Raw genomic sequence first — 19,797 nt, 5'->3', positions numbered from 1 at the left:
CGGCGTCTGTGAGTTTTTCGCGAGCAAGCTCGCTCCTACGTTCTATTCCGGCATCAGTTGCTGGCGGCATTCCAGCACCAGGCGGGCGCCGCCCAACTCACTGGTGCCGACCTCCAGCTTGAAGCCATGCAAGTTGATGATCGCCGCCACAATCGACAGGCCCAGCCCAAAGCCGCCTTGCTGATCACTCTCATCGACCCGATAGAAACGCTGGAACACCGACGCGCGCTCGGCGGCTGGAATGCCTGGCCCGGAGTCGAGCACTTCGATGCGCGTACTCCCAAGGTCGTTGACTGCTCGCAGGATCACCTTGCCATTGGGCGGGGTGAACTTGATCGAGTTACTCAGCAGGTTGGCCAGGGCTTCAAATAACAGCGCACGGTCACCAGTAATCCACGGCAGTGAGTCAGGCGCCTGCAACACCAACTCCAGTTCGCCTTCTTCGGCCAGGGGCAGGTAGAAATCATGCAGTTCGCGTAGCAGCGGCAGCGGGTCCAGCACCAGGAAGCCTGAGCGACGCTGGTGGTCTTCCAGTTCCGAGATGCGCAGCAGCCCGCGAAAACGCGCCATCAGCGTGTCGGTTTCGGCGATGGCGTCATCGAGTTTTACCGCGTGGGCCGAGTCTTCCTCGGCTTGTTGCTTGATGCGGTAAAGCTGGGCGCGCAAGCGAGTGAGCGGGGTGCGCAGGTCGTGGGCGATGTTGTCGCACACGCCCTTGACCTCGTTCATCAGTTTTTCGATGCGGTCGAGCATGGCATTGACGATGGCGGCGAGCATGTCCAGCTCGTCGCGCCGGTTGGACAGCGGCAACCGGTGCGTGAGGTCGCCGGCGACGATGGCCTCGGCGCTGGCCTGGATCCCGCGAATGCGCCGCAACGGGCGGCGGCGCAGCAGGTGCCAGCCGGCAGCGCCAGGAATGATGGTCAAGGACAGCGCCCACAGCAGGGCGTGCCAGATAATCCGCGTTACCCCGAACAACGAGCCGTTGGCGCGTACCAACACCAGCCAGCGGCCGTCTTCGGTGTGGGTGGCCACGGCGTCGCAGCTGTCCTTGGGCAGTTTGGGGTCATCGGATTGCACGCAATTGGTCAGGGCGTAAATCTTGCCATCCAGCGGCAGGTCGGGTGGTACGGCGCGGATCGGCCCGCTCAAGGGGCGAAATTGCTCATCGAACAGGCCATAGGCGTCAACACCCTTCATGTCGAAGGTCATGCTGGTGGTCAGCGCTTCCACCAGTTCTTCGCCGTCGAAACGCTGGAAAAGATGCTGGCGCTGCAACAGGGAATGGCGCGACAAGTCGCTGAGGTAGCCTGAGACCTCGTAGTACAGCACCCCCATGAGGATGCAACTCCACGCCACGAACAACGAACTGTACAGCGCCAGCAAGCGGCTGCTGGAAGAGCGCCAGCCTTTAGAGGGGTTCAGCAATGACATAGCCCGAGCCTCGTACCGTGCGGATCAGCGGCGTGAGGCCCGGTGGGTCGATTTTCTTGCGCAGACGGCCGATGTGCACGTCGATCAGGTTGGTGCCGGGGTCGAAGTGATAGCCCCAGACTTCCTCGAAAATCATCATCCGCGACAGGATCTGCCCGGTGTTGCGCATCAGGAATTCCAGCAGTTTGTATTCAGTGGGCAGCAGCGTCAGCGGCTGGTCGGCCCGGCTGGCTTCGCGGCTGATCAGGTTCAGTTCCAGGTCGGCCACGCGCAGAGCGGTTTCGAATTCCTGAACGGTGCTTTTACGCCGCAGCAGCACCTCGACACGGGCGGCCATTTCATCCGAGGCGAACGGCTTGGTCAGGTAGTCATCACCGCCGGCACGCAGGCCGCGCACGCGCTCGTCGACATCGGAGAGGGCGCTGATCATCAGGATCGGCGTAGACACCCCAATGGTGCGCAACGTGGTGACGATGGCCAGGCCATCCAGCTCGGGCAGCATGCGGTCGAGGGTGATCAGGTCGTAATCCCCACTCACGGCACGGACCAGGCCCTCGCGGCCGTTGTCCACCCAATCTACGTCCAGTCCATGGCTACTCAGCTCGGCGACAATCTCGCGGGCCGTTACGGCGTCATCCTCGATGGTCAAAATGCGGGTCATAGGATTACCTGGTGAGCGTTCACACTAGAAGTGACGACATTTTGCCAAGAAGTTGCTGAATGTTTCCTAAATAAAACTTCATCTTCTTCAAACCGACATCGCCCTGTGGGAGCTGGCTTGCCTGCGATGGCGGCTTACCTGCTGGCATATTCGTTGGCGGTCATGCCGCTATCGCAGGCAAGCCAGCTCCCACAGGGGAGTGCATTACGCCCGCCTAATATCGCCGTTTATTGCAACCTGCATGATCTGGCTAAGTTCAATTTAAATAAATCATTGAAATTAAAGGAATTTAATTTTAATCGCCGCTGGCACGCTGCCTGCACTGTCCGTTTTGAGACTTGTAACATCATTTTTCGTGCCTGGAGCAAAACAACAATGATCACATCCTCAACCACGCTGCAAGAGTCAAGCACGCTCTCCGGGGTTTCCTGGGGGGCGATTTTCGCCGGTGCCGCTGCGGCGGCTGCACTGTCATTGATCCTGGTATTGCTGGGCTTCGGCCTGGGCTTTTCGGCGGTGTCGCCTTGGGCTGACAGCGGTATCAGCGCCAAGGGCCTTGGCATTTCCACAATTGTCTGGCTGGCGTTCACCCAGATCGTTGCGTCGGGCCTGGGCGGTTATATCGCCGGTCGTTTGCGGGTGAAGTGGGCCAATATGCACGGGGACGAGGTGTACTTTCGCGACACCGCCCATGGCTTCCTGGCTTGGGCAGTGGCCACATTGATCACGGCGATGCTGGTGGTTGGCTCGGTCAGCAGTGTGGTCAGCGGCGGCGTGAAAGCTGGCGCCAGCGTGGCATCGGGCGCCGCCAGCGGCCTCACCCAAGCTGCGGGCAGCGCGGCAAAAGGTGCCGACAGTGGTGACTTCGGTTATTACGTCGACAGCCTGTTTCGCGATGATCGCCCAGCGGCGGTCAGCGATGATGCAGCCCACGCCGTGGTCGGTCGTATCCTGACGCGTACGTTGAGCAACGACGGCCAACTGGCAGCGGAAGATCGCGCCTACCTGGCCCAACTGATCAGCCAGCGCACCAACCTTAGCCAGGCCGATGCCGAAGCCCGTATCGACAAGGTCTATGGCGACGCGCGCAAGGCCGTTGAAGACGCCAAGCTCAAAGCCAAACAAGCCGCTGACACCGCTGCGAAAGTAGCGGCCTACACCTCGCTGTGGACCTTCGTGGCCCTGCTCATCGGTGCGTTCTTCGCCAGCTTCGCCGCCACCTTCGGCGGTCGCCGCCGGGATGCCGTGGTGTATGTCGAAACCGAAAACTACGTTCGTTAATTCAAGGAGAACATGATGCGCTCATTACTGCTGTGGTTCCTCGGCGTGCCGATTCCGGTGATCATCCTGATCGCGATTTTCATGCACTAATTGTAGGAGCGAGCTTGCTCGCGAAGAACTGCTGGGCGCCGCGTTCATTCAAAATGGCCGCGGCGTTCTTGCGTTTTTCGCGAGCAAGCTCGCTCCTACAGTTGGAGGTTCAGTCGTCGAACCCGACCTGTTCGTGAATCTCATCCACCTTGAGTTCCAACCGATACGCCACCGCAATAAACAGCGCCTGGCACAGGCACAGCGTGGCGCTCAGCGAGCGGAAAGCAAACGAGGAACCTTCATTGACCAACAACACCGCATTCGCCCGCTTGGCCAGGGGCGACAGGTTGCTGTCGGTGATGATCAGGGTCTTGGCCTGGTGATGCTGCGCGATGCGCAGGCAGTGCTGGGTCTCTTTGCCGTAGGGCGTGAAGCTGATGGCTATCACCAGGTCATTGGCGCGCACGCTGCGCATCTGCTCGCGATAACTGCCGCCTAGCCCCGAGATCAGGTGGATGCGCTTGTTGGTGTGCTGCAGGTTGTAGACCAGGTAGTCGGCCACCGCAAAGGAGCGGCGCACGCCGACCACGTAGATGTTGTCGGCATTGACTACCAGGTCCACGGCTTTCTCGAAGGCAGCGTCGTCCAACTCCAGCCCCAAGCGTTCGATGCCCGACAGGGTGGCGTTGACGCACTCGCGCGCCAGGTCGCCGCCGCTGGCCTTCTGGGACTTGTTGGCGATCATGCTGCGAATGCGCTGCTGGTAGTTTTGCACCGGCGTGGTCTTGTGCGTATACGCCTCGCGAAACAGCGCCTGCATCTCACTGAACCCGCTGAAACCGAAGCGCTGGGAAAACCGCACGATGGCCGAAGGGTGCACTTCGCATTCCCGGGCGATGTCGCTGATCCGGTCGACCATGATCCGGTCACTCTGCTGACTCATGTAGCTGGCGATACGCTTGAGCTGGCGCGGCAGGCTCTCGTATTCGTCGGTGATCAGCTGCAACAGGCGTTCGGCATTGATCGGAGGGCTGGCGATAGTTTCTTCCAGGGTAGTCTCGGGACCGGTGCGGGACATGGGCAATCCTTCTGGCGTGTTCGTCTGATGCGCTGATAGGTGGCGCAAGTCTACAGGGTAGGCACAAAAAAATACCCCGGCATCGCGGCCCGCGTGGCCTGCTGAAACGATGCATGGGCGCTGGCGTGCCACTATCCTGAGGTATTGGAAAAAATATTCCACTAAAAATAATTATGGAATAAATATTGATTGCTGCCAGCGGACGTTCTAGTCTGCTCCCACCAAGAGCGTTTGCCGTCGCCACGGCGGCACAACGCAGGCTGATAAAAATAACAGGAGCCAGCATGGGCCAGACTCGTTTTGCCAGTGGGCGTCAATTGGATCTGATTTGCCTCGGGCGCCTGGGCGTCGATCTTTATGCGCAGCAAGTCGGTGCGCGGCTTGAGGATGTGTCCAGCTTCGCCAAGTATCTGGGCGGTTCTTCCGCCAATATCGCTTTCGGCACGGCCAGGCTTGGGCTCAAGTCGGCGATGCTGAGCAGGGTGGGTGATGACCATATGGGCCGTTTCCTGGTGGAATCCCTGGCCCGTGAAGGCTGTGATGTCAGCGGCATCAAGGTCGACCCGGAGCGCCTCACCGCCCTGGTGCTGCTGGGCCTCAAGGACCGCGAAACCTTCCCTCTGGTGTTCTACCGCGAAAACTGCGCCGACATGGCCCTGCGCGCCGAAGACATCAGCGAAGCCTTTATCGCCTCCAGCAAAGCGTTGTTGATCACCGGTACGCATTTCTCCACCGACGGCGTGTACAAGGCCAGCCTCCAGGCCCTGGATTACGCGGCCAGGCACAACGTCAAGCGCGTGCTGGACATCGACTACCGCCCCGTGTTGTGGGGCCTGGCCGGCAAGGCCGATGGCGAAACCCGTTTCGTCGCCGACCAGAATGTCAGCCAGCATGTGCAGAAGATCCTGCCGCGTTTCGACCTGATCGTCGGCACCGAAGAGGAATTCCTGATTGCCGGCGGCGGTGAAGACCTGCTCACCGCCCTGCGCACCGTGCGTGAACTGACCCCGGCCACCCTGGTGGTCAAGCTCGGCCCCCAGGGCTGCACGGTGATCCACGGCGCAATCCCGGCGCGCCTGGAAGACGGGGCCATCTATCCTGGCGTGCGGGTTGAAGTGCTCAACGTGCTGGGCGCAGGCGATGCTTTTATGTCGGGCTTTCTCAGCGGCTGGATCAATGACGCCAGCGATGAGCGTTGCAGCCAGTTGGCCAATGCCTGTGGCGGCCTGGTGGTATCGCGCCACGCCTGTGCGCCAGCGATGCCGACCCCCGCCGAACTCGATTACCTGTTCAACAGCCCCGTGCCCATCACCCGGCCGGACCAGGACGTGACCCTGCAACGCCTGCACCGTGTCACGGTGCCGCGCAAAGCCTGGAAGCAACTGTTCGTCTTTGCCTTCGACCACCGCTGGCAATTGGTGGAGCTGGCGCAAAAAGGCGGCCAGGCCCCTGAGCGTATCAGCGACATCAAGCAGTTGTTTATCCAGGCCATCGAACGCGTGGAGCGCAAACTCAGCGAGCAGGGCGTCGAGGCGGATGTGGGCCTGCTCGCCGACCAACGCTTTGGCCAGGATGCACTCAACGCCGCCAGCGGTCGCGGCTGGTGGATCGCTCGCCCGGTGGAAGTGCAGAACTCGCGGCCCCTGGCGTTCGAGCACGGGCGTTCGATCGGCAGCAACCTGATTGCCTGGCCCCAGGAACACATCATCAAGTGCCTGGTGCAGTTTCACCCCGATGACGAGCCGATGCTGCGCCTGGAACAGGAAGCGCAACTCAAGGCGGTGTACGAGGCGTCGCTGGTCAGTGGCCACGAACTGCTGCTGGAAGTCATCCCACCCAAGGATCACCCGTCCACCTACCCGGACGTGCTCTACCGCAGCCTTAAACGCCTGTACAACCTTGGCATTTACCCGGCCTGGTGGAAGATCGAAACCCAATCGGCCGAAGACTGGAAAAAGCTCGACGAACTGATCCAGGAACGCGACCCCTACTGCCGTGGCGTGGTGTTGCTGGGCCTGAATGCTTCCCCCGAGTTTCTCGCCGATGGCTTCAAGCAAGCCAGCCAGAGCAGCACCTGCCGTGGGTTTGCCGTGGGCCGCACGATCTTCCACGAGCCGAGCCGGGCGTGGATGGCGGGGGAGATTGATGATGAAACGCTGATCCAGCAGGTGCAGGCGACCTTCGAACAGCTCATCAATGCCTGGCTCAGCGCCCGACAGTAAATACGATCAAATGTGGGAGCTGGCTTGCCTGCGATAGCAATCTATCCGTTGCAAATGTATTGCCTGACACACTGCTATCGCAGGCAAGCCAGCTCCCACACAAAGCAGATCCCAGTGAATTCTGAAGATAAAAACAAAAGGTGCAGCCATGCCCGCAATCCGAATTGGCATCAACCCGATCTCCTGGAGCAACGACGACCTCCCGGCCCTCGGCGGTGAGACCCCGCTGAGCACGGCCCTGAGCGAAGGCAAGGACATCGGCTACGAAGGTTTTGAACTCAACGGCAAATTCCCCAAGGATGCCAAGGGCGTCGCTGACGTGCTGCGTCCTTATGACCTGGCGCTGGTGTCCGGTTGGTACTCCAGCCGTCTGGCCCACCGTTCGGTGGCTGAAGAAATCGAGGCGATTGCCGCCCATGTCGAACTACTCAAACACAACGGCGCCTCGGTACTGGTATACGGCGAAGTGGCTGACTCGATCCAGGGCTCGCGCATCCGCCTGATCGAGCGCCCGCGTTTTCACAGTGAACAGGCTTGGCAGGCTTACGCCGACAAGCTTACCGAGCTGGCGCGTTTCACCCTGTCCCAGGGCGTGCGCCTGGCCTATCACCACCATATGGGCGCGTACGTCGAATCCCCCGAGGACATCGACCAGTTGATGAAACGCACGGGCCCGGAAGTCGGCTTGCTGTTCGATTCGGGCCACTGCTACATGGGCGGCGGCGAACCCATCGAGGTGCTGCGCAAGCATATCGACCGCGTCTGCCATGTGCATTTCAAGGATGTACGCAAACCCGTGGTGCAACTGGCGCGTAACCAGATGTGGAGCTTCCCGGACTGCATCGTCAACGGCACTTTTACCGTGCCCGGCGATGGTGATATCGACTTCGCACCGTTGCTGGATGTGTTGCTCGCGGCGAACTACAAGGGCTGGCTGGTGGTGGAAGCCGAGCAGGACCCGGCCGTGGCGCCCAGCTATATCTACGCGAAGAAGGGTTACGACACCCTGCGTGCGCTTCTCAACCAGAGGACTTGAGTGATGAGCTTGTTGGTCAAAAGCAGCAAACGCGGGCAAACCATGGTTGCCCTGGAGGCGGGTCGCCTGGAGTACGTAGGCTTTGCCGCGTACCGCCTGAGCCTGGGTGAAACCCTGCCGGTCAGTGCGGGCGATCAGGAACTGTGCCTGGTGCTGCTCAGCGGTCGGGTGACGATCGAAGGCTCGGGTTTCAGTTGGCAGAACCTCGGTGATCGCCAGTCGGTGTTCGAAGACAAGTCACCGTTCGCCGCCTATTTGCCGCCGGGCACTGACGCCCGAGTCACGGCCCTGAGCGACGTGCAGATTGCCGTCTGCGCAGCGCCGGGTGCTACGGGTTTTGCCCCGCGTTTGATCCGCCCCGAGCAGTGCAAGCGCAGTGTGCGCGGCAAAGGCGCCAATACCCGTTACGTGTGCGACATCCTGCCCGACAGCGAGCCGGCTCATTCGCTGCTGGTGGTGGAAGTGCGCACGCCGTCGGGGCATTCTTCCAGCTACCCGCCGCACAAGCACGACACCGACGACCTGCCGCACCAGAGCTTTCTGGAAGAGACCTACTACCACCAAGTCAACCCGCCTCAGGGCTTCGTGTTCCAGCGCGTGTACACCGACGATCGCAGCATCGACCAGGCGATGGCCGTGGAAAACAGTGACCTGGTGGTGGTGCCCAAGGGCTATCACCCGGTCAGCGTGCCGTATGGCTACGAGTCTTATTACCTGAACGTGATGGCCGGCCCCAAGCGTGCCTGGCATTTCCATAACGACCCGCAGCACAGCTGGCTGCTGGACCTGTAAACGGTGTTGCACGGAGAACAAAAACAATGAAGTCGCCGCTACGTTTTGCCCTTAACCGCATGGTCGCCCCCAACCTGTCCCTGCCAGATTTCATCCAGTTGGCGGCGGCTCTCAACTGCGAGGCCATTGAGATCCGCAACGACCTCAAGAACCGTGAAATCGAATACGGCACACCCGCCAGCCGCGTGCGTGAATTGTGCGCAGCGCAGGGCATCAAGGTGTTGTCGATCAACGCGCTGTACCCCTTTGATGTGTGGAATGACGAACGCCGTGCCCAGGCAATCGAACTGGCCACCTACGCCCGTGAGTGCGGGGCCGAAGGCTTGGTGATGTGCCCGTTCAATCAGCCTGGCGATACGCGCAACGACGCGCAGCGCGCGGCTGGTTTGCGCACGGCGTTGAGCGAACTGGCGTTGATCCTGCGCGAGTACGGGATTCTGGGTTTCATCGAGCCCCTGGGCTTCACCGTATCCGCCCTGCGCCGCAAGCGCGTGGCAGTGGATGCAATCAAGGCCATCGGCGGCCTGGATGTATTCCGGGTGGTGCACGACACCTTTCACCATCACCTGGCCGGCGAGCATGAGTTCTTCCCGGAACTGACCGGGCTGGTGCACATCTCCGGGGTGGAAGACCGCGAGGCGCCGCTGGACTCGATCCGCGACGGCCACCGCGTGCTGGTGGGCGAGGACGATATCCTCGGGAATGCGGCGCAGATCGACACCTTGCTGAGCACCGGCTACAGCGGCTATCTGTCGTTCGAACCGTTTGCCGAAAGCGTGCACGGGTTGGCGGATATCCGGCAGGCGTTGGGCAGCAGCATGGCGTATTTGCAAAAGCCCTTGCCATAACGCGATCAAAAATGTGGGAGCTGGCTTGCCTGCGATAGCGGTGTGTCAGGCAATACCTGTGCAACTGATAGACCGCTATCGCAGGCAAGCCAGCTCCCACAGTGGATCGGTGTTGAACATTCCAATTGCATTCATACAAGGTGCAAGTGATGACCACAACAAGATTGACCATGGCCCAGGCCCTGGTGAAGTTCCTGGACAACCAATACATCGAAGTCGACGGCGTACAGAGCAAGTTTGTCGCCGGGGTCTTCACTATTTTCGGGCATGGCAATGTGTTGGGCCTCGGTCAGGCTCTGGAGCAGGACAGCGGCGACCTGGTGGTGCATCAGGGCCGCAATGAGCAAGGCATGGCCCACGCCGCCATCGGGTTCGCCAAGCAGCACCTGCGCCGCAAGATCTATGCGTGCACGGCCTCGGTCGGGCCGGGCGCGGCCAATATGCTCACCGCCGCAGCGACTGCCACCGCCAACCGCATCCCGTTGCTGCTCTTGCCCGGCGATGTCTATGCCAGCCGTCAGCCCGACCCGGTGTTGCAGCAGATCGAGCAGTTCCACGACCTGAGCATCAGCACCAACGATGCCTTCCGCTCCGTGAGCAAATACTGGGACCGCATCAACCGCCCCGAGCAACTGATGACCGCGGCGATCCATGCCATGCGCGTGCTGACCGACCCGGCCGAAACCGGCGCAGTGACCCTGGCCTTGCCCCAGGATGTACAAGCCGAAGCATGGGACTATCCCGACTATTTCCTGCAAAAACGCGTGCACCGCATCGACCGACGCCCGGCCACCAGCGCCATGATCGGCGACGCGCTGGCTGCGTTTCGCGGCAAGCGCAAGCCGCTGATCATTTGCGGCGGCGGGGTCAAATACTCCGCCGCCAACCAGGCACTGCAAGCCTTTGCCGAGCGTTTCGATATTCCTTTCGCGGAAACCCAGGCGGGCAAGAGCGCCGTGGTGTCCAGCCATCCGCTGAACGTCGGCGGCATCGGCGAAACCGGCTGCCTGGCGGCTAACCTGCTGGCGCCTGAGGCGGACTTGATCATCGGTGTCGGCACCCGTTATACCGACTTCACCACCTCCTCAAAATCGCTGTTCAAGCACCCCGAGGTGAAGTTTCTCAACCTCAATATAAGCCCCTGCGATGCGTTGAAGCTGGACGGCGTGCAAGTGCTGGCCGATGCAAAAGTCGCCCTTGAAGCACTGGCCGATGCCCTGGGCGATTACCGTTCGGGCTGGGGCGAGCAGATCGCCGACGCCAAGGCGCAACTCGACGCTGAAGTGGACCGCGTGCATCAGGTGCACTACCAGGGCGATGAGTTTGTCCCCGAAGTCGACGACCACCTGGACCGTGCCGTGCTGCGGGAATTCATCGAGCTGACCGGTTCGTGCCTGACCCAGAGCGCTGTGCTCGGCGTGCTCAATGCACGCCTGGCCGATGACGCAATCATCGTGGCCGCCGCTGGCAGCCTGCCCGGCGATTTGCAGCGTGCCTGGCGCAGCAAGGGCGTCAACACCTACCACGTCGAGTATGGCTATTCATGCATGGGCTACGAGATCAACGCTGCCCTGGGCGTGAAGCTGGCCGAGCCAAGCAAGGAGGTGTACGCCCTGGTTGGGGATGGCTCCTACATGATGCTGCACTCGGAGCTGGCCACCTCGATCCAGGAGCGCCGCAAGATCAACGTGGTGCTGTTGGACAACATGGCGTTCGGTTGCATCAACAACCTGCAGATCGGCAACGGCATGGACAGCTTCGGTACCGAGTTCCGCTTTCGTAACCCCGAGAGCGGCAAGCTCGACGGCGGCCTGGTGCCGGTGGATTTCGCCATGAGTGCGGCGGCCTATGGCTGCAAGACCTACAAGGTCGGCACGGTAGAGCAGCTGGAAGCGGCCCTGGCCGATGCGCGCACGCAAACCGTCTCGACCCTGATCGATATCAAGGTGCTGCCCAAGACCATGATCCACGGCTACCTGTCGTGGTGGCGGGTGGGTGTGGCGCAAGTGTCCACCAGTGAACGCACGAATGCAGCGGCAAAAAAACTCAATGAACACCTGGCCAAGGCCCGGCAGTACTAACAACAAGAGGAGTGTTTGCATGTCTTTGAAACTTGGAGTGATTGGTACGGGCGCCATTGGCCGGGACCATATTCGTCGTTGCAGCCAGGCCTTGCTCAACAGCCAGGTGGTGGCCGTCACCGACATCAACCTTGAGCAGGCGGCCCAGGTGGTGGCGGACTTGAAGCTGGACGCCGAGGTGTACCCGGACGGCCATGCGTTGATCAACTCGCCAGAGGTCGAAGCGGTACTGGTGACGTCCTGGGGGCCGAGCCACGAAGAGTTTGTGCTGGCCGCGATTGCTGCCGGCAAACCGGTGTTCTGTGAAAAGCCGCTGGCGGTGACGGCCGAGGGCTGCCGCAACATTGTCGAGGCCGAAGTGGCACACGGTAAGCGCCTGGTCCAGGTGGGTTTCATGCGCCCGTACGACCAAGGCTATCGTGCCCTCAAGTCGGTGATCGACAGCGGCCAGATTGGCGAGCCGTTAATGCTGCACTGCGCGCACCGTAACCCCACGGTGGGCGAGAACTACAACACCGGCATGGCGATCACCGACACCCTGATCCATGAGTTGGACGTGCTGCGTTGGCTGCTCAACGACGACTACGTGTCCGTGCAGGTGGTGTTCCCGCGCAAGACCAGCAAGGCGCTGGCGCACCTGCGCGACCCGCAGATCGTGCTGCTGGAAACTGCCAAAGGCACGCGTATCGACGTGGAAGTGTTTGTGAACTGCCAATACGGCTACGACATCCAGTGCGAAGTGGTAGGGGAGAGCGGCATCGCCAGGTTGCCGGAACCATCTCAGGTGCAACTGCGCAGCGACGCGAAGCTGTCCAACGCAATCCTGATGGATTGGAAGGATAGGTTTATCGGTGCCTATGACGTGGAGTTGCAGGCGTTTATCGACAGCGTGCTGGCCGGGCAGGTCGGCGGGCCGTCGGCCTGGGATGGGTTTGCGGCGGCGGTGGCGGCGGATGCGTGTATTGAAGCCCAGGGCAGTGGGCAGATTGTAAAAGTCAGCCTGCCGGATCGCCCGCGCTTCTACGGCTAACTCACTGCAGAAAAGTGGTTGACACTGTGGGAGCTGGCTTGCCTGCGATAGCGGTCTATCAGTGACAGATTGATTGCCTGACTCACTGCTATCGCAGGCAAGCCAGCTCCCACAGTTGATTGGGTTTCCAAATCAATTCTGGAGTTGAGCATGCGAATCGGACTAGTGGGCTACGGCCACGGCGGGCGCTTTTTTCATGCGCCGTTGATTGCTACCCTGCCTGGCGCCACCTTTGTCGGCGTGGTGACGCGTTCACCCGAACGTCGCAAGCAACTGAGTACTGACCTTCCGGGTGTCAAAGCCTTCGACTCCATCGGCCAGATCGTCGAAGCCGGCGTCGATGCCCTGGTGATTTCCACCACCCTCAAAGGTCGCCCGGCCCTGGTGCTGGAAGCCATCGAGCACGGGGTAGCGGTGGTCAGCGATAAACCCTTTGCCGCCAACGCCGAACAAGCCCAGGCCCTGATTACCGCTGCCGAGCGCCAGGGCTCGCTGCTCAGCGTCTACCAGAATCGGCGCTGGGATTCGGATTACCTGACCCTGCGCAAACTGATCGACGCTGGCGCCCTGGGCACCATCACCCGCTTTGAATCCCGCGTGGAACGTTACAGTCCGCAGGCCGTGGGCAATGCCAGCGGTGGAGGATGGCTGCGTGACCTGGGCAGCCATCTGGTGGACCAGGCGTTGCAACTGTTCGGCCCGGTGGAGCGGGTGTTCGCTCAATTGCACTACACACCAGAACATCCCACGGTGGACCACGGCTTCTTTGTCTCCCTCACCCATGCCAATGGCGTGATTTCGCACCTGTGGGGCAACGCGTTGCAGAACAGCCAGGCGCCGCGATTTCGCGTCAGTGGCAGCCTGGGCTGCTACACCGTCGACGGATTGGATGGCCAGGAAGAAGCGCTGCTGGCCGGCAAGTCACCGAAAACCGAAGGTGAACACTGGGGCGCCGAGGAGCATCGGCGCTGGGGCTGGTTTGAGCAAGGGCCGGAGCGTGAGCGGGTGCCGTCGGAGAAGGGCTGCTGGCCCCAATTCTATCGGCAGTTGCAAGCGGCCGTGGTGGGGCAGGGACCGCTGCCGGTCAATGCCTATGACGCCCTGGAAACCACCCGTATATTGGACGCCGCGCGCCTGAGTGCCGAGCGCCAGCAGGTGGTTTCGACGAAAATAGAATAAAATTCTAAAACATGTTGATATGGAAATTATTTTCTAATACAGTCTTTTCCAGGTTGCATAAAGTACGTCCCGGAACCTACGGGCGACTCAACAAAAACAAGATCAAAAACAACCAGGTACCGTCAGATGAAAATCTTCAACGCTGTACTGCGAGTTTTACGCCCCCTCCAAGCGCCACGCGGACTGCCCCGCGCCCGGCCGTTCTACTTCTCCTTCCTGAATGTGCTGTGCGTCGAAAACCAGGGCGCGCTGGTGTGCTGCATTCCAGGCGCGCCGGTGGTGCGACTGACAGCCGAGTCCTGATCAACGCAACGTCGAAAAAAACCAACAAGAAAGTGGAGACAGACCGTTCATGAAGACCCCGATCCGTTTTACCGCCCTGGCCTTGTCCATGCTGCTGGCCAGTGGTGTGGCCGGCGCCGCCGATCTCAAGGTGGGCGTGACGATGTCCGCGTTCGATGACACCTTCCTCACCTACCTGCGCGAGGACATGGACAAGCAAGCCAAGTCCTATCCAAAAGGTGATGGCGTGCAACTGCAATTCGAAGATGCCCGCGCCGATGTGGTCAAGCAATTGAGCCAGGTCGAGAACTTCATCAGCCAGAAGGTCGACGCGATTATCGTCAACCCGGTCGATACCGCGTCGACCAAGAACATCATCAGTGCCGCCACCAAGGCGGGTATACCGCTGGTGTTCGTCAACCGCCGCCCCGACCAGAAAGACTTGCCCAAGGACGTGGTGGCCGTGACCTCCGATGACGTCGAGGCCGGCCGCCTGCAAATGCAATACATCGCCGAAAAACTCGGTGGCAAGGGCAAGGTCGTGATCCTTTTGGGTGACCTGGCGAACAACTCCACCACCAATCGCACCAAGGGCGTGAAGGAAGTGCTGGCCAAGTACCCGGACATCAAGATCGAGCAGGAACAGACCGGCATTTGGTTGCGTGACAGGGGCATGACCCTGGTCAACGACTGGCTGACCCAGGGCCGGGAGTTCAATGCGGTGCTGGCCAACAACGATGAGATGGCGATCGGGGCGTCCATGGCCCTGAGATCGGCCGGCAAGGAAAAAGGCAGCGTGTTGATTGCCGGTGTCGACGGCACGCCCGATGGCTTGAACGCGATCACCAAGGGCGACATGACCGTGTCGGCCTTCCAGGACGCCAAGGGCCAGGCGGTAGGTTCGGTGGAGGCAGCGCGCAAGATGGCCAAGAAGGAGCCGGTCGAGCAGAACGTGGTGATCCCGTTCCAGTTGATCACCCCGGACAACGTCAAAGACTTCAAGTAGCCCCGACATAACAACAAAAGCTGGCAGGGCGGTCACGGCCGCCCTGCAGATGGAGTACCTCCCTATGCCTGCTCAAGCCGCCACGTCTCAGCCCGCCGCCCACCCGGCGCTGGCGCTGGACGAACCCTACCTGCTGGAAATCCTCAACATCAGCAAAGGCTTTCCCGGTGTCGTGGCCCTGGACGATGTGCAGCTGCGGGTGCGCCCCGGCACGGTGCTGGCGTTGATGGGCGAGAACGGTGCGGGCAAGTCGACGCTGATGAAGATCATCGCCGGCATCTACCAGCCCGACGCCGGCGAAATTCGCCTGCGTGGCAAGCCGATCACCTTTGAAACGCCGCTGGCCGCGCAAAAGGCCGGGATCGCGATGATCCACCAGGAACTCAACCTGATGCCCCATATGAGCATCGCCGAGAACATCTGGATAGGCCGCGAACAGCTCAACAGCCTGCACATGGTCAACCACCGCGAAATGCACCGCTGCACCGCCGAGTTGCTGGCGCGCCTGCGCATCAACCTCGACCCCGAAGAACAGGTCGGCAACCTGAGCATTGCCGAACGGCAGATGGTCGAGATTGCCAAGGCAGTGTCCTACGACTCCGACATCCTGATCATGGATGAACCCACCTCGGCCATTACCGACAAGGAAGTGGCCCACCTGTTTTCGATCATTGCCGACCTCAAGTCCCAGGGCAAAGGCATCGTCTATATCACCCACAAGATGAACGAAGTGTTCGCCATCGCCGATGAAGTGGCGGTGTTCCGCGACGGCCAATACATCGGCTTGCAACGGGCCGACAGCATGAACAGCGACAGCCTCATCTCGATGATGGTCGGGCGTGAATTGAGCCAGCTGTTCCCGGTGCGCGAAACGCCTATTGGTGAGCTGTTACTGTCGGTGCGCGACCTGAGCCTGGACGGCGTATTCAAGGATGTATCGTTCGACCTGCACGCCGGCGAGATCCTCGGTATCGCCGGGCTGATGGGCTCCGGGCGCACCAACGTGGCGGAAACCATTTTTGGTATCACCCCAAGTTCCAGCGGGCAAATCACCCTGGACGGCAAGGCGGTGCGCATTACCGACCCGCATATGGCCATTGAGAAAGGCTTTGCGCTGTTGACCGAAGACCGCAAGCTCAGCGGCCTGTTCCCGTGCCTGTCGGTGCTGGAGAACATGGAGATGGCGGTGTTGCCGCACTATTCGGGCAACGGTTTTATCCAGCAGAAAGCCTTGCGTGCCCTGTGTGAAGACATGTGCAAGAAGCTGCGGGTGAAAACCCCGTCACTGGAGCAATGCATCGACACCTTGTCCGGCGGTAATCAGCAAAAGGCCTTGCTGGCGCGCTGGCTGATGACCAACCCACGCTTGCTGATCCTGGATGAGCCGACGCGTGGTATCGATGTGGGCGCCAAGGCTGAGATCTATCGCTTGATCGCCTTCCTCGCCAGCGAGGGCATGGCGGTGATCATGATTTCTTCCGAACTGCCCGAAGTGCTCGGCATGAGCGACCGGGTGATGGTGATGCACGAAGGTGAACTGATGGGCACTCTGGATCGCGCCGAGGCGACCCAGGAAAAAGTCATGCAGTTGGCTTCCGGGATGACCGCAGTCCACTGATCTACAGAATAAGAAGGTGATGGGTTATGAACGCAATAACAGACAACAAGCCGGCAACCGCGCCGGTCAAGAACCGTCGACGCATGCCCACCGAGCTGAGTATCTTCCTGGTGCTGATCGGTATCGGCCTGGTGTTTGAATTGTTCGGCTGGATCGTGCGCGACCAGAGCTTTCTGATGAACTCCCAGCGTCTGGTGCTGATGATCCTACAGGTGTCGATCATCGGCCTGCTGGCCATCGGTGTGACCCAGGTGATCATCACCACGGGCATCGACTTGTCGTCCGGCTCGGTGCTGGCCTTGTCAGCGATGATCGCCGCCAGCCTGGCGCAGACCTCCGACTTTTCCCGGGCGGTGTTTCCGTCCCTCACCGACTTGCCGGTGTGGATCCCGGTGGCGATGGGTTTGGGCGTAGGGCTTTTAGCGGGGGCAATCAACGGCAGCATTATCGCGGTCACCGGCATCCCGCCGTTTATCGCAACCCTGGGCATGATGGTCTCGGCCCGTGGCCTGGCACGCTATTACACCGAAGGCCAGCCGGTGAGCATGCTCTCTGACTCCTACACAGCGATCGGCCATGGCGCGATGCCGGTGATTATCTTCCTGGTGGTGGCGGTAATCTTCCACATTGCCCTGCGTTACACCAAGTATGGCAAGTACACCTATGCCATCGGCGGCAATATGCAGGCGGCGCGTACTTCGGGGATTAACGTCAAGCGTCACCTGATCATCGTCTATAGCATCGCCGGTCTCCTGGCGGGCCTGGCCGGCGTGGTGGCCTCGGCACGTGCAGCGACGGGGCAGGCCGGCATGGGCATGTCCTACGAGCTGGACGCGATTGCCGCCGCAGTGATCGGCGGCACCAGCCTGGCCGGTGGAGTAGGGCGCATCACCGGCACGGTGATCGGCGCGCTGATCCTCGGCGTCATGGCCAGCGGGTTTACCTTTGTCGGGGTGGATGCGTATATCCAGGACATCATCAAGGGCCTGATCATTGTGGTGGCGGTGGTGATCGATCAATACCGCAACAAGCGCAAGCTCAAGCGCTGAGTACCTAACCCTGTAGGAGCGAGCTTGCTCGCGAAAGCTGCAAAGATAACGCGGGCTATCTGATTGAACGCGGTGTCCTTGAGTGCTTCGCGAGCAAGCTCGCTCCTACAACCGTTTGTCTTCTATATAGCTCCACAACACTGAATTTCTTGCTATAAACGCACTCCGATGACCGTTCGCCAAGCCCGTCCTGGTGCTTTTGGGGGTTGATCGGGAAAAAATGCCTGTCTTTTCAGTTGCTGCGCCCTCAAGTCGGCCTTAGACTGCCGCCCCTCGTAAATTGAGTGCCGGGTGGCGCTTGGAATGGATGGCGCCCTTCCGAGACCTGCACAGGTCGGCCGGAACGCTCCCTAATTCGCCTTAATGCACGTATTTTTTATAGAGAAATCAATGACAAAGGAAAAGTTGCTGGCCATGCCGGCGGATGACTACATGAATGCCGAACAGCACGCTTTTTTCGAGAAGTTGCTGCAAGACATGAAGGTGGAGCACCACGAGCGCATTGAGCAGAACCGTATCGCCATTGAGAGCCTGGACACCCCGGCCGACCCGGCTGACGCGGCTTCTGTCGAAGAAGAGCGCACCTGGCTGGTAAACGCCATTGACCGCGACCAGCGCATGCTGCCGCAACTTGAGCGTGCTCTGGAACGCATCAAGGAAGATTCCTTTGGCTGGTGTGACGACAGCGGCGAGCCTATCGGCCTCAAGCGCCTGCTGATCAGTCCTACCACCAAGTACTGCATCGAAGCGCAAGAGCGCCACGAGCAGATCGACAAGCACCAGCGTCAAGCCTGATGCGGTGAAGGGGGCGGCTCTCTAGCTGGCCGCCCTGGATCGGCATTGTTGCTGTTTATGCAATGAAGCTATTCCGTGGATAGCTTTTTCCAACTGGAATAAAGCCGTAGCATGGCCAACATTGTTAGCCAGCTAACTAATGCTGCGGAGAAGCTCCATGCAAAACAAAGTCGATGTGGCCGTAATGATCGGCAGTGGCGTACCCCAAACCCTGCGAGCCCTGGGCCAGCGAGCTTGCTGGGTGGTGTTGCTCAACGGTGAGCAGCGCGGCACTGCATTCGCCAGCCGGGACGAGGCGCAGGAATGCCAGGCTGCCTGGCAAGCGCTATTGCGCAGGGAAGCGTCAGACAGCCTGCATTGATCAAGCGCGGGGAGGCTCATGCAGCAGCGCATTGAGGTCATCCACTGCGGGAGCCCATTCTGCGTCGACCTGCAATTGTTCCCTGAGGAAGTTCGCCTGCTGTTCGCTCCAGAATGGCGCGTCGATGAGTTTTACATCATCGGGCAGTCGATGTTCGGCGGTAAAACGTTCGATGGCTTCCTGGCTGGAATCCAGCCCCAGTTGTTCGAACAGGGTTTCAAGGGTTGGGGTGGTGGTGTCCATAGCGTTCTCCATGCGGGCTTATCGTCATGCATGTGAGGGGCAGGGCACGCCAGAGTTCTATCGGATTGTCAGGTATTGAGCGCGCCGCAATCCACGGCAGTTTTCAGTGCCTTGGCCGCCTCTTTGCCAGCCACGGCCGCTGCGTCGGCGGTTTTGAACCAGCGGTCTTTCTCCACCTGGTGCGCGGTGACCTTGTTCAGCGGTGGTTTGGCTCGCATGATGATGACCGCTTGAAACTCACCGTCTACTTCCCTCGCATCGCCGTGGATAATAAATTCGCCAATATCAAATTCCGTCACGTATGGCTTTCCCTTCAAGGTAACTGCGTTGATGAAACCTGACCCGCGGGGGGCAAACTTCCATGGACAGGCCAGTATGGCAGTTGTTGAGGGGCAGTGGCGCGGTAAAGTCATCCAGGCGACGAAACGATTCCGCCGCCTGAGGCGTATAGCTTGGCTTCAAGGGACTTGGCCAGTTCGCAGGCTTTGATGTGATCGCTGCGAAACCCCTTGATCTTGCCGCTGGGCACTTCAAGAATATGAAAAAAGTTCTTTCCTGCGGGTACAACTTGGTAAAGCACCGAATTGGAGTACCCATTCAGGTTCAGCAGGCAGTAGTATTGCTGTTCGTCGGGACATGGTGAACGAGTGTGGAAAGACGTAGCGTCGTGTTGACGTCGTTGCATGCTCAGCTCCTGTCGATCGATCCTGATAGCTTGTCTGCATTGTTTCGGGTGGTTTTCACCCTGGTTGCTGTTCTAGTATTGTCGTC

General features: G+C 60.3%; 20 protein-coding genes. 14 read left to right on the top strand and 6 right to left on the bottom strand.

From position 1 onward, the window contains the following. Positions 1 to 42 precede the first annotated feature (42 nt). Together JFT58_RS04360 and JFT58_RS04355 are read right to left on the bottom strand one after the other, a co-directional pair. Positions 43 to 1,434 (bottom strand): sensor histidine kinase, encoded by a 1,392-nt coding sequence (locus tag JFT58_RS04360; protein ID WP_034125702.1) that lies wholly within the window; start codon positions 1,432 to 1,434, stop codon positions 43 to 45. After that, a complete protein-coding gene (locus JFT58_RS04355) occupies positions 1,412 to 2,095 on the bottom strand; it encodes a response regulator transcription factor (protein ID WP_003191687.1) in 684 nt (227 codons plus the stop codon). The genes JFT58_RS04360 and JFT58_RS04355 overlap by 23 nt, the downstream gene beginning before the upstream one ends. 375 nt (positions 2,096 to 2,470) lie before the next feature. On the opposite strand from JFT58_RS04355, the gene JFT58_RS04350 reads away from it, so the two are divergent. Next, the gene (locus JFT58_RS04350) at positions 2,471 to 3,376 is read left to right on the top strand and encodes a hypothetical protein (protein ID WP_054897777.1); all 906 of its coding nucleotides are present in this window, start codon (positions 2,471 to 2,473) and stop codon (positions 3,374 to 3,376) included. Between the two features lie 199 nt (positions 3,377 to 3,575). Here JFT58_RS04350 and JFT58_RS04345 read toward each other — a convergent pair whose 3' ends face one another. Continuing rightward, positions 3,576 to 4,484, bottom strand: coding sequence for a MurR/RpiR family transcriptional regulator (locus JFT58_RS04345; protein ID WP_054897778.1), 909 nt, complete (start codon positions 4,482 to 4,484; stop codon positions 3,576 to 3,578). A 284-nt stretch (positions 4,485 to 4,768) separates the two neighbouring features. Between JFT58_RS04345 and JFT58_RS04340 the strand changes: the two genes are divergently transcribed. The 13 genes from JFT58_RS04340 (at position 4,769) to JFT58_RS04280 (ending at position 18,783) form a co-directional block, all read left to right on the top strand. After that, positions 4,769 to 6,706, top strand: a complete 1,938-nt coding sequence (locus JFT58_RS04340; RefSeq protein ID WP_054897779.1) for a bifunctional 5-dehydro-2-deoxygluconokinase/5-dehydro-2-deoxyphosphogluconate aldolase — start codon at positions 4,769 to 4,771, stop codon at positions 6,704 to 6,706. A gap of 148 nt (positions 6,707 to 6,854) precedes the next feature. Then, positions 6,855 to 7,742, top strand: coding sequence for a myo-inosose-2 dehydratase (gene iolE, locus JFT58_RS04335; RefSeq protein ID WP_019817189.1), 888 nt, complete (start codon positions 6,855 to 6,857; stop codon positions 7,740 to 7,742). A 3-nt stretch (positions 7,743 to 7,745) separates the two neighbouring features. Next, complete coding sequence (iolB, locus tag JFT58_RS04330; RefSeq protein WP_054897780.1) at positions 7,746 to 8,534, top strand: 5-deoxy-glucuronate isomerase; 789 nt, start codon at positions 7,746 to 7,748, stop codon at positions 8,532 to 8,534. 26 nt (positions 8,535 to 8,560) lie between these two features. Next, a complete protein-coding gene (locus JFT58_RS04325; protein ID WP_054897781.1) occupies positions 8,561 to 9,382 on the top strand; it encodes a TIM barrel protein in 822 nt (273 codons plus the stop codon). A 149-nt stretch (positions 9,383 to 9,531) separates the two neighbouring features. Beyond that, positions 9,532 to 11,463 (top strand): 3D-(3,5/4)-trihydroxycyclohexane-1,2-dione acylhydrolase (decyclizing), encoded by a 1,932-nt coding sequence (gene iolD, locus JFT58_RS04320; protein ID WP_054897782.1) that lies wholly within the window; start codon positions 9,532 to 9,534, stop codon positions 11,461 to 11,463. A gap of 19 nt (positions 11,464 to 11,482) precedes the next feature. Further along, positions 11,483 to 12,493 carry a Gfo/Idh/MocA family protein gene (locus tag JFT58_RS04315; RefSeq protein WP_054897783.1) on the top strand — a complete coding sequence of 337 codons (1,011 nt, stop codon included), beginning with the start codon at positions 11,483 to 11,485 and terminating at the stop codon, positions 12,491 to 12,493. A gap of 150 nt (positions 12,494 to 12,643) precedes the next feature. Beyond that, complete coding sequence (locus JFT58_RS04310; RefSeq protein ID WP_054897784.1) at positions 12,644 to 13,672, top strand: Gfo/Idh/MocA family protein; 1,029 nt, start codon at positions 12,644 to 12,646, stop codon at positions 13,670 to 13,672. A gap of 126 nt (positions 13,673 to 13,798) precedes the next feature. Next, positions 13,799 to 13,975, top strand: a complete 177-nt coding sequence (locus JFT58_RS04305) for a hypothetical protein (protein WP_003191673.1) — start codon at positions 13,799 to 13,801, stop codon at positions 13,973 to 13,975. Positions 13,976 to 14,024: 49 nt separating this feature from the next. Continuing rightward, positions 14,025 to 14,960: a sugar ABC transporter substrate-binding protein gene (locus tag JFT58_RS04300; RefSeq protein ID WP_034125692.1), complete on the top strand. Its 936-nt coding sequence runs from the start codon at positions 14,025 to 14,027 to the stop codon at positions 14,958 to 14,960. 64 nt (positions 14,961 to 15,024) lie between these two features. Then, positions 15,025 to 16,578, top strand: coding sequence for a sugar ABC transporter ATP-binding protein (locus JFT58_RS04295; RefSeq protein WP_054897785.1), 1,554 nt, complete (start codon positions 15,025 to 15,027; stop codon positions 16,576 to 16,578). A 26-nt stretch (positions 16,579 to 16,604) separates the two neighbouring features. Continuing rightward, complete coding sequence (locus tag JFT58_RS04290) at positions 16,605 to 17,627, top strand: ABC transporter permease (RefSeq protein WP_003191668.1); 1,023 nt, start codon at positions 16,605 to 16,607, stop codon at positions 17,625 to 17,627. Between the two features lie 390 nt (positions 17,628 to 18,017). Then, entirely contained in the window at positions 18,018 to 18,422 is a 405-nt protein-coding gene (locus JFT58_RS04285; RefSeq protein ID WP_003191666.1) for a TraR/DksA family transcriptional regulator, read from the top strand. 157 nt (positions 18,423 to 18,579) lie between these two features. Then, positions 18,580 to 18,783, top strand: a complete 204-nt coding sequence (locus JFT58_RS04280; RefSeq protein ID WP_034125690.1) for a hypothetical protein — start codon at positions 18,580 to 18,582, stop codon at positions 18,781 to 18,783. Here JFT58_RS04280 and JFT58_RS04275 read toward each other — a convergent pair whose 3' ends face one another. The 3 genes from JFT58_RS04275 to JFT58_RS04265 all read right to left on the bottom strand — a co-directional run bounded on the left by JFT58_RS04275 (position 18,784) and on the right by JFT58_RS04265 (position 19,711). After that, positions 18,784 to 19,026, bottom strand: a complete 243-nt coding sequence (locus JFT58_RS04275; protein WP_034125689.1) for a DUF2789 domain-containing protein — start codon at positions 19,024 to 19,026, stop codon at positions 18,784 to 18,786. 68 nt (positions 19,027 to 19,094) lie between these two features. Next, a complete protein-coding gene (locus JFT58_RS04270; RefSeq protein ID WP_034125688.1) occupies positions 19,095 to 19,325 on the bottom strand; it encodes a hypothetical protein in 231 nt (76 codons plus the stop codon). 110 nt (positions 19,326 to 19,435) lie between these two features. Further along, positions 19,436 to 19,711, bottom strand: a complete 276-nt coding sequence (locus JFT58_RS04265) for a hypothetical protein (protein WP_032872432.1) — start codon at positions 19,709 to 19,711, stop codon at positions 19,436 to 19,438. Positions 19,712 to 19,797: the final 86 nt, after the last annotated feature.

It is taken from the genome of Pseudomonas sp. MF6767 (genome assembly GCF_016405475.1).
Lineage (GTDB): Bacteria > Pseudomonadota > Gammaproteobacteria > Pseudomonadales > Pseudomonadaceae > Aquipseudomonas > Aquipseudomonas paracarnis.
Note: the sequence above shows the minus strand (reverse complement) of the source record. Positions and strands in the feature narration are given on the sequence as shown.